This window comes from Escherichia sp. WS338 (assembly GCF_046486405.1).
Classification (GTDB): Bacteria; Pseudomonadota; Gammaproteobacteria; order Enterobacterales; family Enterobacteriaceae; genus Escherichia; species Escherichia coli.
The window spans coordinates 273,666-288,533 of sequence record NZ_JBJQLL010000003.1 but is presented as its reverse complement, the minus strand read 5'-3'; the positions used below and the strand labels follow the sequence as shown (position 1 = coordinate 288,533).

15 protein-coding genes are annotated in these 14,868 nt (G+C 50.9%); 9 read left to right on the top strand and 6 right to left on the bottom strand.

Translation table 11 applies throughout. The annotated features are described in order from the left end of the window. Nucleotides 1-151 precede the first annotated feature (151 nt). Both pgm and seqA read right to left on the bottom strand, forming a co-directional pair. Nucleotides 152-1,792 carry a phosphoglucomutase (alpha-D-glucose-1,6-bisphosphate-dependent) gene (gene pgm / locus ACJHWT_RS04150; RefSeq protein ID WP_001317696.1) on the bottom strand — a complete coding sequence of 547 codons (1,641 nt, stop codon included), beginning with the start codon at nt 1,790-1,792 and terminating at the stop codon, nt 152-154. 25 nt (nt 1,793-1,817) lie between these two features. Continuing rightward, entirely contained in the window at nt 1,818-2,363 is a 546-nt protein-coding gene (seqA, locus tag ACJHWT_RS04145) for a replication initiation negative regulator SeqA (protein WP_000848387.1), read from the bottom strand. A gap of 184 nt (nt 2,364-2,547) precedes the next feature. On the opposite strand from seqA, the gene ybfF reads away from it, so the two are divergent. The 5 genes from ybfF (at nt 2,548) to fur (ending at nt 5,150) form a co-directional block, all read left to right on the top strand. Next, nucleotides 2,548-3,312 (top strand): esterase, encoded by a 765-nt coding sequence (gene ybfF, locus ACJHWT_RS04140; protein ID WP_000773272.1) that lies wholly within the window; start codon nt 2,548-2,550, stop codon nt 3,310-3,312. Nucleotides 3,313-3,451: 139 nt separating this feature from the next. Then, a complete protein-coding gene (gene ybfE, locus ACJHWT_RS04135) occupies nt 3,452-3,745 on the top strand; it encodes a LexA regulated protein (protein ID WP_001300829.1) in 294 nt (97 codons plus the stop codon). A gap of 139 nt (nt 3,746-3,884) precedes the next feature. Then, complete coding sequence (gene fldA, locus ACJHWT_RS04130; RefSeq protein ID WP_001018618.1) at nt 3,885-4,415, top strand: flavodoxin FldA; 531 nt, start codon at nt 3,885-3,887, stop codon at nt 4,413-4,415. A gap of 209 nt (nt 4,416-4,624) precedes the next feature. Beyond that, nucleotides 4,625-4,711 (top strand): fur leader peptide, encoded by an 87-nt coding sequence (gene uof / locus ACJHWT_RS04125; protein ID WP_001695552.1) that lies wholly within the window; start codon nt 4,625-4,627, stop codon nt 4,709-4,711. Continuing rightward, a complete protein-coding gene (gene fur, locus ACJHWT_RS04120; protein ID WP_000131702.1) occupies nt 4,704-5,150 on the top strand; it encodes a ferric iron uptake transcriptional regulator in 447 nt (148 codons plus the stop codon). The genes uof and fur overlap by 8 nt, the downstream gene beginning before the upstream one ends. 83 nt (nt 5,151-5,233) lie before the next feature. Here the strand turns inward: fur and chiQ are convergent, their stop codons facing one another. Together chiQ and chiP are read right to left on the bottom strand one after the other, a co-directional pair. Continuing rightward, a complete protein-coding gene (gene chiQ, locus ACJHWT_RS04115; RefSeq protein ID WP_000733594.1) occupies nt 5,234-5,560 on the bottom strand; it encodes a ChiQ/YbfN family lipoprotein in 327 nt (108 codons plus the stop codon). Between the two features lie 49 nt (nt 5,561-5,609). Beyond that, nucleotides 5,610-7,016 (bottom strand): chitoporin ChiP, encoded by a 1,407-nt coding sequence (gene chiP, locus ACJHWT_RS04110; protein WP_001258811.1) that lies wholly within the window; start codon nt 7,014-7,016, stop codon nt 5,610-5,612. A 258-nt stretch (nt 7,017-7,274) separates the two neighbouring features. Here chiP and ACJHWT_RS04105 point away from each other — a divergent pair, with 258 nt between their 5' ends. Beyond that, entirely contained in the window at nt 7,275-7,433 is a 159-nt protein-coding gene (locus ACJHWT_RS04105) for a hypothetical protein (protein ID WP_000649026.1), read from the top strand. 30 nt (nt 7,434-7,463) lie between these two features. On the opposite strand, the gene glnS is transcribed toward ACJHWT_RS04105, so the two are convergent. Both glnS and nagE read right to left on the bottom strand, forming a co-directional pair. Further along, on the bottom strand, nt 7,464-9,128 hold the full coding sequence (gene glnS, locus ACJHWT_RS04100) for a glutamine--tRNA ligase (RefSeq protein WP_001287170.1): 1,665 nt from the start codon (nt 9,126-9,128) through the stop codon (nt 7,464-7,466). Nucleotides 9,129-9,330: 202 nt separating this feature from the next. Then, complete coding sequence (gene nagE, locus ACJHWT_RS04095; RefSeq protein ID WP_001023120.1) at nt 9,331-11,277, bottom strand: PTS N-acetyl glucosamine transporter subunit IIABC; 1,947 nt, start codon at nt 11,275-11,277, stop codon at nt 9,331-9,333. 332 nt (nt 11,278-11,609) lie between these two features. On the opposite strand from nagE, the gene nagB reads away from it, so the two are divergent. Genes nagB through nagC form a run of 3 tightly spaced genes read left to right on the top strand, consistent with a single transcriptional unit; the run spans nt 11,610 to nt 14,847 of the window. Further along, nucleotides 11,610-12,410 (top strand): glucosamine-6-phosphate deaminase, encoded by an 801-nt coding sequence (nagB, locus tag ACJHWT_RS04090; RefSeq protein ID WP_001237072.1) that lies wholly within the window; start codon nt 11,610-11,612, stop codon nt 12,408-12,410. Nucleotides 12,411-12,469: 59 nt separating this feature from the next. Further along, the gene (gene nagA, locus ACJHWT_RS04085) at nt 12,470-13,618 is read left to right on the top strand and encodes an N-acetylglucosamine-6-phosphate deacetylase (RefSeq protein ID WP_000271154.1); all 1,149 of its coding nucleotides are present in this window, start codon (nt 12,470-12,472) and stop codon (nt 13,616-13,618) included. Nucleotides 13,619-13,626: 8 nt separating this feature from the next. After that, nucleotides 13,627-14,847 carry a DNA-binding transcriptional regulator NagC gene (gene nagC / locus ACJHWT_RS04080; RefSeq protein ID WP_000187594.1) on the top strand — a complete coding sequence of 407 codons (1,221 nt, stop codon included), beginning with the start codon at nt 13,627-13,629 and terminating at the stop codon, nt 14,845-14,847. The last annotated feature ends 21 nt before the right edge of the window (nt 14,848-14,868 follow it).

The window sequence follows — 14,868 nt, the reverse complement described above, 5'->3', positions numbered from 1 at the left end:
TTGCCAGACCGCAAGGTGTTTTAACAAATCAAAAGGGGTTTTAATAACTGGCTCAAAGCTGAAAGCTTTCCGGAACCCCCAGCCTAGCTGGGGGTTTTCTGTGCACAAAAAAGGGCGATCTTCCGACCGCCCTTTTTCTTATTAAATGTGTTTACGCGTTTTTCAGAACTTCGCTAACAATCTCAACCGCTTCTTTCTCAATTTGCTTGCGATGTTCTTCCCCGAGGAAGCTTTCGCAATAAATCTTGTACGCGTCTTCCGTGCCTGACGGACGCGCGGCGAACCAGCCGTTGTCAGTCATCACTTTCAGACCGCCAATAGAAGCACCGTTGCCCGGAGCAGCAGTCAGGCGTGCGGTGATCGGGTCACCTGCCAGGGTGCTGGCGCTCACCATTTCCGGAGACAGTTTAGACAGCGCCGCTTTTTGTGCGGAAGTCGCGGCTGCCTGCAAACGGTTGTAGCTCGGCGCACCAAAGCGTTTTGCCAGTTCGTTGTAGTGTTCCTGCGGATTCTTACCGGTAACAGCGGTGATTTCCGCCGCCAGCAGACACATAATGATGCCGTCTTTATCGGTGGACCACGGCGTGCCGTCGAAACGCAGGAAGGAAGCCCCTGCGCTCTCTTCGCCGCCAAAGCCGAAGCTGCCGTCGAACAGACCATCAACAAACCATTTGAAACCTACCGGGACTTCTACCAGCTTACGGCCCAAGTCATTGACCACACGGTCGATCATCGCAGATGAAACCAGCGTTTTACCGACAGCAACATCTTTGCCCCACTGCGGACGGTGCTGGAACAGGTAGTTGATCGCCACCGCCAGGTAGTGGTTCGGATTCATCAAACCTGCCGGAGTGACGATACCGTGACGGTCATAATCCGGGTCGTTAGCAAACGCCAGATCGAACTTATCACGCAGTGCCAGCAGGCCCGCCATCGCACACTCGGAGGAGCAGTCCATACGGATCGCACCGTCTTTATCTAGGTGCATAAAGCGGAAGGTTTGATCGACCTGATCGTTAACGATGGTCAGGTTGAGGTTGTAATACTCGCCAATACGCTTCCAGTATTCGATACCAGAACCGCCCAGCGGATCGACACCCAGCGTCAGGCCCGCTTTCTGAATCGCTGCCATATCAACGATATCGGCCAGCCCTTCCACGAACGGCTGCACCAGATCCTGCTCTTTCACATGACCGGATGCCATCGCTTCGTCGAGGGAGATACGCTTCACGCCTTTCAGGCCATCAGCCATCAGTGCGTTGGCCCTGTCTTCCACCACTTTAGTGACGTTGGTATCAGCCGGGCCACCATTTGGCGGATTGTACTTGATACCACCATCTTCCGGCGGGTTATGAGACGGTGTAATCACGATACCGTCTGCCAGCGGGCCACCTTTTTTATTGTGAACCAGAATGGCATTGGAAATGGCAGGTGTCGGAGTGAAGCCATTGTTTTCCTGCACAATGATATCAACACCGTTCGCTGCCAGCACTTCCAGTACGGAAATGAACGCAGGCTCGGACAGGGCGTGAGTATCTTTACCCACATAGCAAGGGCCAGTGATGCCGTTTTTCGCACGTTCTTCAGCAATTGCCTGAGCGATCGCCAGAATGTGCGGCTCGTTAAAGCTGTGGCGCGCTGCACTGCCACGGTGACCGGAAGTACCGAATTTCACCGCGTGCTCCGCATTCCCTGCTTCTGGTTTCAGTACATAATATTGCGCCGTCAGTTGGGCGACGTTAATCAAATCACTCTGTTGTGCAGGTTGGCCTGCACGATTGTGGATTGCCATTGCTTTGTCCTTTGTCTGCAACGTTTTAGATAGTTCCGCAAACCTTCTCAATCAATTCCGCCGGGAATTGCATCGACTGCATGATGTGTTCGATCATGCTGCATTTACGGCCGGTGTTGGTGTTGGTGATCACCCAATACGGCGTGCCAGGCACATGTTTCGGCTTGGTCTGATTACCATTTTTCAGCAGCGTTTGTTCATCTGCCGCAAAGTAAACGCGTGTACGACCGTGCAACGATTCCGTTGCCTCGGCAAACGCCTGGGCGTCAAGAGAATATAGTGTAGACAACAGCAGCATAAAGCGATTGACCGCTCGCTTTTGCTCTGCGTATTCATCCGAAAGCAGAAGTTCACGCATTGCGCGAACCTTGTCTTTAATCGTTTTGACCGGCTTCGCTTCGACGATAGCAGGTGACGCAACGCGAACCTCTTTCGTCACCGGAGCAGCAGGCTGTGATGCGGCGGAAAATTTCAACATACGCCGTAAAATGTCGGATGCGCTCTCGCCGATATGCTTAGTGTGGCTGGCAATATAGCTGTAGAGTTCATCATCAACTTCAATCGTTTTCATCTTAATCCAGTGCAGTGTCTTAGCTGAATACAAGTCGCCAGGAGTATATGAATAAATCCCGGCAGCGGATAGCGTCAAGCCTAGCTTGCAGAAAAACTCGGAATAAACCTTATTTGTTGCAGCCCTGTGGCACAATGGTCAACATAATACCCTAACCCGACAACGCGAAAAAAAGAACTTTGCCATGAAATTGAATATCCGCGCGCAAACTGCACAAAACCAGCACAATAATTCTCCCATCGTTCTTGTCCACGGTCTGTTTGGCAGCCTCGACAACCTTGGCGTACTGGCTCGCGATCTGGTAAACGATCACAATATCATCCAGGTTGATATGCGTAACCACGGTCTTTCACCGAGAGATCCGGTAATGAATTACCCGGCGATGGCCCAGGATCTTGTTGATACCCTGGATGCACTGCAGATCGACAAAGCAACATTTATCGGTCACTCCATGGGCGGTAAAGCGGTAATGGCACTTACTGCACTGGCCCCCGATCGGATTGACAAGCTGGTGGCAATTGATATTGCGCCGGTCGATTATCACGTTCGCCGGCATGATGAGATTTTCGCGGCCATCAACGCAGTCAGTGAATCGGACGCACAAACTCGCCAGCAAGCAGCAGCAATAATGCGCCAGCATCTTAATGAAGAAGGGGTGATTCAGTTTCTGCTGAAATCTTTTGTTGACGGGGAGTGGCGCTTTAACGTGCCGGTATTGTGGGATCAGTATCCGCATATTGTGGGTTGGGAGAAAATCCCGGCATGGGATCACCCTGCCCTGTTTATCCCTGGCGGCAATTCTCCGTATGTTAGCGAGCAGTACCGTGATGATTTACTGGCGCAATTTCCACAGGCGCGGGCGCATGTGATTGCTGGCGCGGGTCACTGGGTCCATGCTGAAAAACCGGATGCGGTATTACGCGCTATCCGTCGCTATCTCAATGATTAACGCAACTGATTAAAAACCCAGCGTCCGCGTCGCTTTCCGCGCGTGGGCGTTGGCGTGACTCATCGCGCTGATGTATTATGGCGCGCTATCCATCCGGGCAGAGGCCTGGCTGATTGTTTCCCCCGAAGTCACCAAGATCATGGCCAAAGAACAAACGGACCGTACGACATTAGATCTGTTCGCGCACGAGCGTCGACCGGGACGACCGAAAACTAATCCGCTTTCGCGCGATGAACAGCTGCGTATTAATAAACGCAACCAGCTAAAACGCGACAAAGTACGTGGCCTTAAGCGTGTCGAACTGAAGCTGAACGCGGAAGCTGTCGAGGCGCTGAACGAGCTGGCGGAATCGCGCAATATGAGCCGTAGCGAACTGATCGAAGAGATGTTAATGCAGCAACTGGCGGCGCTGCGTAGTCAGGGCATCGTTTAAATTTCCACTTTCATGTAGCACAGTGTGCAGTTCTGCTCGTTTGCTGATTCCGCAAGACTGCCTGTTCTGCTATGATTGCCTTTATCCGTGGGCAATTTTCCACCCCCATTTCAATAAGTTTCAAGAGGTTATTTCACTCATGGCTATCACTGGCATCTTTTTCGGCAGCGACACCGGTAATACCGAAAATATCGCAAAAATGATTCAAAAACAGCTTGGTAAAGACGTTGCCGATGTCCATGACATTGCAAAAAGCAGCAAAGAAGATCTGGAAGCTTATGACATTCTGCTGCTGGGCATCCCAACCTGGTATTACGGCGAAGCGCAGTGTGACTGGGATGACTTCTTCCCGACTCTCGAAGAGATTGATTTCAATGGCAAACTGGTTGCGCTGTTTGGTTGTGGTGACCAGGAAGATTACGCCGAATATTTCTGCGACGCATTGGGCACCATCCGCGACATTATTGAACCGCGCGGTGCAACCATCGTTGGTCACTGGCCAACTGCGGGCTACCATTTCGAAGCGTCAAAAGGTCTGGCAGATGACGACCACTTTGTCGGTCTGGCTATCGACGAAGACCGTCAGCCGGAACTGACCGCTGAACGTGTAGAAAAATGGGTTAAACAGATTTCTGAAGAGTTGCATCTCGACGAAATTCTCAATGCCTGATGTGATGCGGCGTAGACTCATGTCTACGCCGTATTAATAGATAATGCCAATCAAAATAATTGCTACAAATTTGTAACTTTTGCTGTTGTACCTGTACAATGTCCCGGTGTTCAAGTGGCCTTGCCGTTGTAAATGTAAGCTGTGCCACGTTTTTATTAACAATATTTGCCAGGGACTTGTGGTTTTCATTTAGGCGTGGCAATTCTATAATGATACGCATTATCTCAAGAGCAAATTCTGTCACTTCTCCTAATGAAGTGAACCGCTTAGTAACAGGACAGATTCCGCATGACTGATAACAATACCGCCCTAAAGAAAGCTGGCCTGAAAGTAACGCTTCCTCGTTTAAAAATCCTGGAAGTTCTTCAGGAGCCGGACAACCATCACGTCAGTGCGGAAGATTTATACAAACGTCTGATCGATATGGGTGAAGAAATTGGTCTGGCTACGGTATATCGCGTACTGAACCAGTTTGACGATGCTGGTATCGTCACCCGCCACAATTTTGAAGGCGGTAAATCCGTATTTGAACTGACACAGCAACATCACCACGATCACCTGATCTGCCTCGACTGCGGCAAGGTTATCGAATTTAGTGATGATTCCATCGAAGCGCGTCAGCGTGAAATCGCCGCAAAACATGGCATTCGCCTGACTAACCACAGTCTCTATCTTTACGGTCACTGCGCCGAAGGCGATTGCCGCGAAGATGAGCACGCGCACGAAGGCAAATAAGCCAGCCTGAACGAGAAAAGCCAACCTGCAGGTTGGCTTTTTTATACAAGGAAAATAAGAAAAGCGAGAGTTACAGCTCTCACTTATTTGTTATTACTGCGAATTTCCTGCCAGACCTTATCACAATCGGCTTTCACCGCCTGATCATTTCCGGTTTGCGTTGCCTGAATACACTGCTGATAATCCAGTACGCGGACACTTTCCTGCTCGGCAAACTGCTGATGTTGTTTCTCTTTCTTCAGCACGTTTAACACGCTCTGGCAGGCTTCAATTTTTTCCGGCGAACCTTGCGCGGTGTTGATACAGGCGCTGTAAGCCTCTTTCAGACGACTGTCTTCCTGCGGTGCGGTTGATTGCGCACAAGCTACCAGCCCCGATGCCATCATGGCGATGAGAATCAGTTTTTTCATAGCAAATTCCTCAAACGTGCGGCAGGCACAAAACCTGCCGCGTCGGGCATCAGAAGATGGTGAATGGTGCGATTACCATGAATTTCACGTCGCGCTCATCCTGGAAAATGTTGCCGTAACCACCGCCCCAGCTTGGGATGTCGGAGTGGTTGTCATATTCGGTGAAATGCAGTTTGAACATCGTGCCCTTGGCACGACCGTCCTGAATGGTGTAAACCGCATCCAGGCTGTAGGCAGACTCTTCAATAGTCCGGTTCTTGTCGTAGTACGCATCCGGATTGCTCTGCCAGGTCGCAGGTTTAGCATCCCATGCGTAAACGTAGGAAGCGCCGATGGCGAAGCCTGGAAGATTCCAGTTTTTCAGGTCATACATCGCACCGAAGAAGACCGCTTTTTCGCCGTTGGCGTTGAAGTCGGAACGGTTATCCCACCAGATATCCAGGCGACCGTTCGAGGAAGCGTAGGTTGGAGTCATACGTTGCAGGAAGTATCCTTGCTGACCGTCAGCCTTAACCCAGGTACCTTCGAGGCGCAAATCCACTACGTCAGCCGCCCGGTAACCAAAGGTCAACGCCTGCAGCCAGGCGGTGCCGTCATAAAGATCGTTGATGCTGCGATCGTCAACTTTATCGCGCGTACCATAGAACTGGTAGCTGGTGGTTAACGGGCTACCGGCGATATCAAATTTGTAGCTGGCTTTGGCAAAATATTGATCGATATACCCTTCGGCCTGACCAAACGCCGCTTCCAGTACGAAGTTATTTTTGAAGTCGTACTTCGCCCCAAGGGAGTGTAGATAATCAACTTTGGTGGTTTTATCGTTCTGATAAAACTCATCCATTTCCAGATGCCACGGTGCTTTGTATTCGTTGGTCCACATGTAGGAGAAACTCAACGCACCAGCATCGCCGTAATCAAAATTCGCCCCGGCCTCCGCCCCCTGATAAGTACCCGGCATAAAGCTCCAGTGTGGCGCTAACAGCGTCTGACCGGTTGGCTGAATATAACCTGCCCTCGCCCAAACCGGACCGTATTTAAATTTGGCCGCTGCTTTATACAGGCTTATACCGCTTTTATCGCCGGACCAGTCTTCGTCATAGGCTTTATTACTTTTTGAAAACGCGATTTCGTTCGGGTGAGAGCTGTCGCCGTTTTCCGCCATTTCAATCGCCGTAAACACGGCAATATCAAGGCCGAACATATCAGCAGCATAACCAGACTGAAAATCGAGGTTGGCGTTCCAGGTGGAGTGAGAAAGGTTGGTTTTGTATTTATCGCCGTCGGTAACATCTTTACGGTCGCGTTCACGCTGCCAGTAATAGATACCGCCGGTTAAGGTTGAATCGTCGATGAATCCTTCGGCGCGAGCCTCCGGAATTGCCATAAAGCCCGACATAGCTGTAACACCGGCGATAGCCAGCGCCAGCGTACTACGTTTGCCACTAAACGTACGCATGGGTTAATCCTCTTTGACGTATAAATTGCTGCACCAAAGGTGAACAGCGAAAAAAATAAAAATTAAAAAAATAGCGTTGAGAAAAGTCTCGCTGACTACAGGAACAGACTATTTTTCGCGACGCGAATTATCAATCTCTTTCTGTAACCAGAATGTAAGAACATGAGCAACCGCACATATTTTGATGATTTTTGTTACAAGGCTTAAGTTTGCGGTTGAAAGGCTTGCAGAAGAATAAAAGCGTGAAATTCCAGCAAGATGAAAGCGGTTACATTTTATTTAATTATGTTTTGTGATTTTAAATTTATTTTATGGATAAATTGCGAAGCGGAATTAATTCGCGAAGAAAAGCAGAAAAAACGCCGCAGAGCGCGGCGTTTGGGATTGTTTGCATGTTTCTTGCCGGATGCGGCGTAAATGCCTCACCCGGCCTGGTAGAACTTAAAATTACTCGCCTACTTTCGCCCAGGTATCACGCAGCCCAACGGTGCGGTTAAATACCGGTTTTTCCGCCGTAGAATGGCGGCTGTCGAGGCAGAAGTAACCTTCACGCTCAAACTGGAATGCTTTACCCGCTACCGCGTCTTTCAGCGACGGTTCAGCGAAACCCTGTTTGATCACCAGCGATTCCGGGTTAATCACCGACAGGAAATCATCCGCAGCACCTGGGTTAGGCACGCTGAACAGACGGTCATACAAACGGATTTCAACCGGCAGCGCATGTGCCGCGCTCACCCAGTGAATAACACCTTTCACTTTACGACCATCTGCCGGATCTTTGCTTAAGGTGTCGGCGTCATAAGTACAGAAGATGGTGGTGATATTGCCTTCGGCATCTTTCTCCACGCGTTCAGCCTTAATGACGTAAGCATTACGCAGACGCACTTCTTTACCCAGCACCAGACGTTTGTACTGCTTGTTAGCTTCTTCGCGGAAATCGGCGCGATCGATCCAAATCTCACCGCTAAACGGCACCTGACGGCTCCCCATTTCCGGTTTGTTCGGATGGTTCGGCATGGTGACCATTTCGCCTTCGCCCTGATAGTTTTCGATAACCAGTTTCACCGGATCGATAACCGCCATTGCGCGCGGAGCGTTTTCGTTGAGATCTTCACGGATGCAGGATTCCAGCGACGCCATTTCAATGGTGTTGTCCTGCTTGGTCACGCCGATGCGTTTGCAGAACTCACGAATAGAAGCCGCAGTGTAACCACGACGACGCAGACCGGAAATGGTCGGCATACGCGGGTCATCCCAGCCTTCAACGTGCTTGTCGGTCACCAGCAGGTTCAGCTTACGCTTGGACATCACAGTGTATTCCAGATTCAGGCGCGAGAATTCGTACTGGCGCGGGTGAACAGGAATGGTGATGTTGTCCAGCACCCAGTCGTACAGGCGACGGTTGTCCTGGAACTCAAGCGTACACAGAGAGTGCGTAATACCTTCCAGCGCATCGCTGATGCAATGGGTGAAGTCGTACATCGGGTAGATGCACCACTTGTTGCCAGTCTGGTGGTGTTCAGCAAATTTAATGCGGTACAGCACCGGATCGCGCATTACGATAAATGGCGACGCCATGTCGATTTTCGCACGCAGGCAGGCTTTACCTTCTTCAAAACTACCGGTACGCATTTTTTCGAACAGCGCCAGGTTCTCTTCAACGCTGCGGTCGCGGTACGGGCTGTTTTTACCCGGCTGCGTCAGGGTGCCGCGGTATTCGCGGATCTGTTCCGGTGTCAGTTCATCAACGTACGCCAGGCCTTTATTGATCAGTTCGATCGCATAGGCGTGGAGCTGATCAAAATAATCGGAGGAGTAACGGACGTTACCAGACCAGTGAAAACCTAACCACTCAACGTCGTTTTTGATCGACTCAACATACTCGATATCTTCTTTTACCGGGTTAGTGTCGTCGAAACGCAGGTTGCACTGGCCTTTATAGTCCTGGGCGATCCCGAAGTTCAGGCAGATAGATTTCGCATGGCCAATATGCAGATAGCCATTCGGCTCCGGCGGGAAACGGGTGTGTACTGTGGTGTGCTTACCACTGGCCAGATCTTCATCGATGATCTGACGAATAAAGTTAGTCGGGCGGGCTTCTGCCTCACTCATCGTGGATTCCTCAAAGCGTAAACAACGTATAACGGCGTATGATCTTATAAGCGGGACAGGCTGACAACTGTTAGTTAGTGAAAATCGAAAATCTCACTGAGATTATGGGGATGATTGATGAAAAAAAAAGCGGCAGAGAAGATCTCCACCGCTTGTCATTGTTGGATGCGACGCTCAAGCGTCGCATCAGGCATAAAGCAGATTACTTTTTGATTTCATACAGCGGTGTTTGACCCGCCACAACATGGCCCTGAGCTTTAATGATCAGGCCGCTGAAATCGTCGATATTGCTGCAAACCACCGGGCTAATCATCGAGCGGGCGTTAGCGTTCAGGTAATCCAGATCCATTTCCAGAATCGGTTGTCCTGCGCTTACCTGCGCGCCCTCTTCCACCAGACGTTTAAAGCCTTTACCTTCCAGCGCTACGGTGTCGATACCCATATGGACGACGATCTCCGCGCCTTTTTCGGTTTCCAGACAGAACGCGTGGTTGGTGTTGAAGATTTTCACGATTGTCCCTGCGGCTGGTGATACGACGATTTTATCTGTCGGTTTCACCGCCACACCGTCACCCACCGCTTTGCTGGCGAATGCTTCGTCAGGAACCTGATCCAGTGCCACAACATCACCGGTAATCGGCGATACCAGCTCCGCGATAGACACCGCGTTTGGTACAGCCTGCGGTTTTGCTACAGGCGCGGCAGTTGCAGGCGCAGTTTCAGCTGACGCAGCGGCTACCGGACCACGGGCAACGACTTTCTTCATCGCATCGCCGATGGATTCTGCTTTCGCGCCCACAATCACCTGAATAGTCTGTTTGTTCAGTTTTACTACCCCAGAAGCCCCCAGACGTTTACACATCACATCGTTGACGCGAGCTGAGTCAACCACGGTAAGGCGCAGACGAGTAATACAGGCGTCAATGGCTTTCAGGTTGTCAGTACCGCCAACCGCAGCAATATAGTTGGTTGCCAGTTGATTGAGACCTTCTTCCGTGTTGCTGTTGGCTTCTTCAGTAACGATCTCGTCTTCTTTATCTTCACGGCCCGGCGTTTTCAGGTTGAACATGCGGATAACCAAACTGAACACCACGAAGTAGATAGCGAAGAAGACAACACCCATCACCAGCAGCATCCAGACGTTCTGGCTGGCGGCCGGCAGGTTATACATCAACGCGTAGTCGATAGCCCCCGCAGAGAAGGAGAAGCCCGCGTGGATACCCAGCAGCGTTGCCACAAACAGGCTGATACCGGTCAGCAGTGCGTGCAGGAGGTACAGCAGCGGCGCAAGGAACATGAACAGGAATTCCAGCGGCTCAGTCACACCGGTCAGGAACGCAGTAACAGCAACAGAAAGCAGCATACCGCCAACCATCGGACGACGCTCTTTCGGTGCTGCAAAGTACATCGCCAGCGCCGCACCCGGCAGACCGAACATCATGATCGGGAAGAAGCCGGACATGAACATCCCCGCGGTGCCGTCACCGGCATAGAAGCGGTTAATGTCGCCGTGGAAAACCGTACCCGCCGCGTTGGTGAATTCACCAATCTGGAACCAGGCGATGGTGTTCAGTACCTGATGCAGACCGGTTGGGATCAGCAGACGGTTGATGAAACCAAAGATACCGGAACCCAGCGCGCCCGCAGAAACGATCCACTCGCCGCCTGCATGGATAGCGTGCTGTACCGGCGGCCAGACGTAACCAAAAATGGCCGCCAGCACCAGGCAGAAGAAGCCGGTGGCAATCGGCACAAAGCGTTTGCCGCCGAAGAAGCTCAGGAAGTCCGGCAGTTTAATATCGGACCAACGGTTATAGGCTGCACCACCGACCAGACCGGTAATGATACCCGCCAGTACACCCATGTTAATTTCCGGGTTGATGGTCACCATCGCTTTGGTTAACACAAAGTAACCTACCGCACCCGCCAGTGCCGCCGCACCTGCGCTGTCTTTCGACCAGCTGGATGCCACGCCGATGGCGAAGATTAATGCGAGGTTATCAAAAATCGCACCGCCCGCCTGGGCAATAAACGCAACGTTAAGTAAATCTGGCTGACCGAATCGCAGCAACAGCGCCGCCACCGGCAGCACCGCGATAGGGAGCTGTAACGCCCTACCGAGTCGCTGGAAAAAACCTAAAATATTCATCTTATTCCCCCTACGAGAACCCTATTTGGCTCGTTTAAAGCCGTATTTTTATTTTGCTGCAAATTGTACTGCCGATGTTCTGTAATCAGATTGTTAGATCATCTGCTACAGAGTGTGTGAAAATTTAATTCGTATCGCAAATTAAACGCGTGTCTTTTGTGAGTTTTGTCACCAAATATCGTTATCATCACTCCCTTTTACTGGCTAAACCAGAAAACTTATTTTATCATTCAAAAAATCAGGTCGGATTGACGCCTGTCTGCGCAAATCCAGGTTACGCTTAAAGATGCCTAATCCGCCAACGGCTTACATTTTACTTATTGAGGTGAATAATGAGACTGATCCCCCTGACTACCGCTGAACAGGTCGGCAAATGGGCTGCTCGCCATATCGTCAATCGTATCAATGCGTTCAAACCGACTGCTGATCGCCCGTTTGTTCTGGGCCTGCCGACTGGCGGCACGCCGATGACCACCTATAAAGCGTTAGTCGAAATGCATAAAGCAGGCCAGGTCAGCTTTAAGCACGTTGTCACCTTCAACATGGACGAATATGTCGGTCTGCCGAAAGAGCATCCGGAAAGCTACTACAGCTTTATGCACCGTAATTTCTTCGATCACGTTGATATTCCAGCAGAAAACATCAACCTTCTCAACGGCAACGCCCCGGATATCGACGCCGAGTGCCGCCAGTATGAAGAAAAAATCCGTTCTTACGGAAAAATTCATCTGTTTATGGGCGGTGTAGGTAACGACGGCCATATTGCATTTAACGAACCGGCGTCTTCTCTGGCTTCTCGTACTCGTATCAAAACCCTGACTCATGACACTCGCGTCGCGAACTCTCGTTTCTTTGATAACGATGTCAATCAGGTGCCAAAATATGCCCTGACTGTCGGTGTTGGTACATTGCTGGATGCCGAAGAAGTGATGATTCTGGTGCTGGGTAGCCAGAAAGCACTGGCACTGCAGGCCGCCGTTGAAGGTTGCGTGAACCACATGTGGACCATCAGCTGTCTGCAACTGCATCCAAAAGCGATCATGGTGTGCGATGAACCTTCCACCATGGAGCTGAAAGTTAAGACTTTAAGATATTTCAATGAATTAGAAGCAGAAAATATCAAAGGTCTGTAATTGTTATCCCTGCCCTGGCTCCTTGCTCAGGGCAATATTTTTTAAAATCGGGGGTCAGAATGTATGCATTAACCCAGGGCCGGATCTTTACCGGCCACGAATTTCTTGATGACCACGCGGTTGTTATCGCTGATGGCCTGATTAAAAGCGTCTGTCCGGTAGCGGAACTGCCGCCAGAGATCGAACAACGTTCACTGAACGGGGCCATTCTCTCCCCCGGTTTTATCGATGTGCAGTTAAACGGCTGCGGCGGCGTGCAGTTTAACGATACTGCTGAAGCAGTCAGCGTAGAAACGCTGGAAATCATGCAGAAAGCCAATGAGAAATCAGGCTGTACTAACTATTTGCCGACGCTTATCACCACCAGCGACGAGCTGATGAAACAGGGCGTGCGCGTTATGCGCGAGTACCTGGCAAAACATCCGAATCAGGCGTTAGGTCTGCATCTGGAAGGTCCGTGGCTGAATCTGGTAAAAAAAGGCACCCATAATCCGAATTTTGTGCGTAAGCCTGATGCCGCGCTGGTCGATTTCCTGTGCGAAAATGCCGATGTCATTACCAAAGTGACCCTGGCACCGGAAATGGTTCCTGCGGAAGTGATCAGTAAACTGGCAAATGCCGGGATTGTGGTTTCTGCTGGTCACTCCAACGCGACGTTGAAAGAAGCAAAAGCCGGTTTCCGCGCGGGGATTACCTTTGCCACCCATCTGTACAACGCGATGCCGTATATTACCGGTCGTGAACCGGGCCTGGCGGGCGCGATCCTCGACGAAGCTGACATTTATTGCGGTATTATCGCTGATGGCCTGCATGTTGATTACGCCAACATTCGCAACGCTAAACGTCTGAAAGGCGACAAACTGTGTCTGGTTACTGACGCCACCGCGCCAGCAGGTGCCAACATTGAACAGTTCATTTTTGCGGGTAAAACAATATACTACCGTAATGGACTTTGTGTGGATGAGAACGGTACGTTAAGCGGTTCATCCTTAACCATGATTGAAGGCGTGCGTAATCTGGTCGAACATTGCGGTATCGCACTGGATGAAGTGCTGCGTATGGCGACGCTCTATCCGGCGCGTGCGATTGGCGTTGAGAAACGTCTCGGTACACTCGCCGCAGGTAAAGTAGCCAACCTGACTGCATTCACACCTGATTTTAAAATCACCAGGACCATCGTTAACGGTAACGAGGTCGTAACTCAATAAGAGAAAGTATGACACCAGGCGGACAAGCTCAGATAGGTAATGTTGATCTCGTAAAACAGCTTAACAGCGCGGCGGTTTATCGCCTGATTGACCAGTACGGGCCAATCTCGCGGATTCAGATTGCCGAGCAAAGCCAGCTTGCCCCCGCCAGCGTAACCAAAATTACGCGTCAGCTTATCGAACGCGGGTTGATCAAAGAAGTTGATCAGCAGGCCTCCACCGGGGGCCGCCGCGCTATCTCTATTGTCACCGAAACCCGCAATTTCCACGCAATCGGCGTACGGCTTGGTCGTCACGACGCCACCATCACTTTGTTTGATCTCAGTAGCAAAGTGCTGGCAGAAGAACATTACCCGCTGCCGGAACGTACCCAGCAGACGCTGGAACATGCCCTGCTGAATGCCATTGCTCAGTTTATTGATAGCTACCAGCGCAAGCTGCGCGAGCTGATCGCCATTTCCGTGATCCTGCCAGGGCTTGTTGACCCGGACAGCGGCAAAATTCATTACATGCCGCATATTCAGGTAGAAAACTGGGGGCTGGTAGAAGCACTGGAAGAACGTTTTAAAGTGACCTGTTTCGTCGGTCACGATATCCGTAGTCTGGCGCTAGCGGAGCACTACTTCGGTGCAAGTCAGGATTGCGAAGACTCCATTCTGGTGCGTGTACATCGCGGAACCGGGGCCGGGATTATCTCTAACGGGCGCATTTTTATTGGCCGCAACGGTAACGTCGGTGAAATTGGCCATATTCAGGTCGAACCGCTGGGTGAACGCTGCCACTGTGGCAACTTTGGCTGCCTGGAAACTATCGCTGCCAACGCTGCCATTGAACAACGGGTGTTGAATCTGTTAAAGCAGGGCTACCAGAGCCGCGTGCCGCTGGACGACTGCACCATAAAAACTATCTGCAAAGCTGCGAACAAAGGCGATAGCCTGGCGTCGGAAGTGATTGAGTATGTCGGTCGTCATCTGGGCAAAACCATCGCCATTGCCATCAACCTGTTTAACCCGCAAAAAATTGTTATTGCCGGAGAAATCACCGAAGCCGATAAAGTGCTGCTCCCTGCTATTGAAAGCTGCATTAATACCCAGGCGCTGAAGGCGTTTCGCACTAATCTGCCGGTGGTACGTTCTGAGCTGGATCACCGCTCGGCAATCGGCGCTTTTGCGCTGGTAAAACGCGCCATGCTCAACGGTATTTTGCTCCAGCATTTGCTGGAAAATTAATGTGCTTTTATAGTGGCGCTT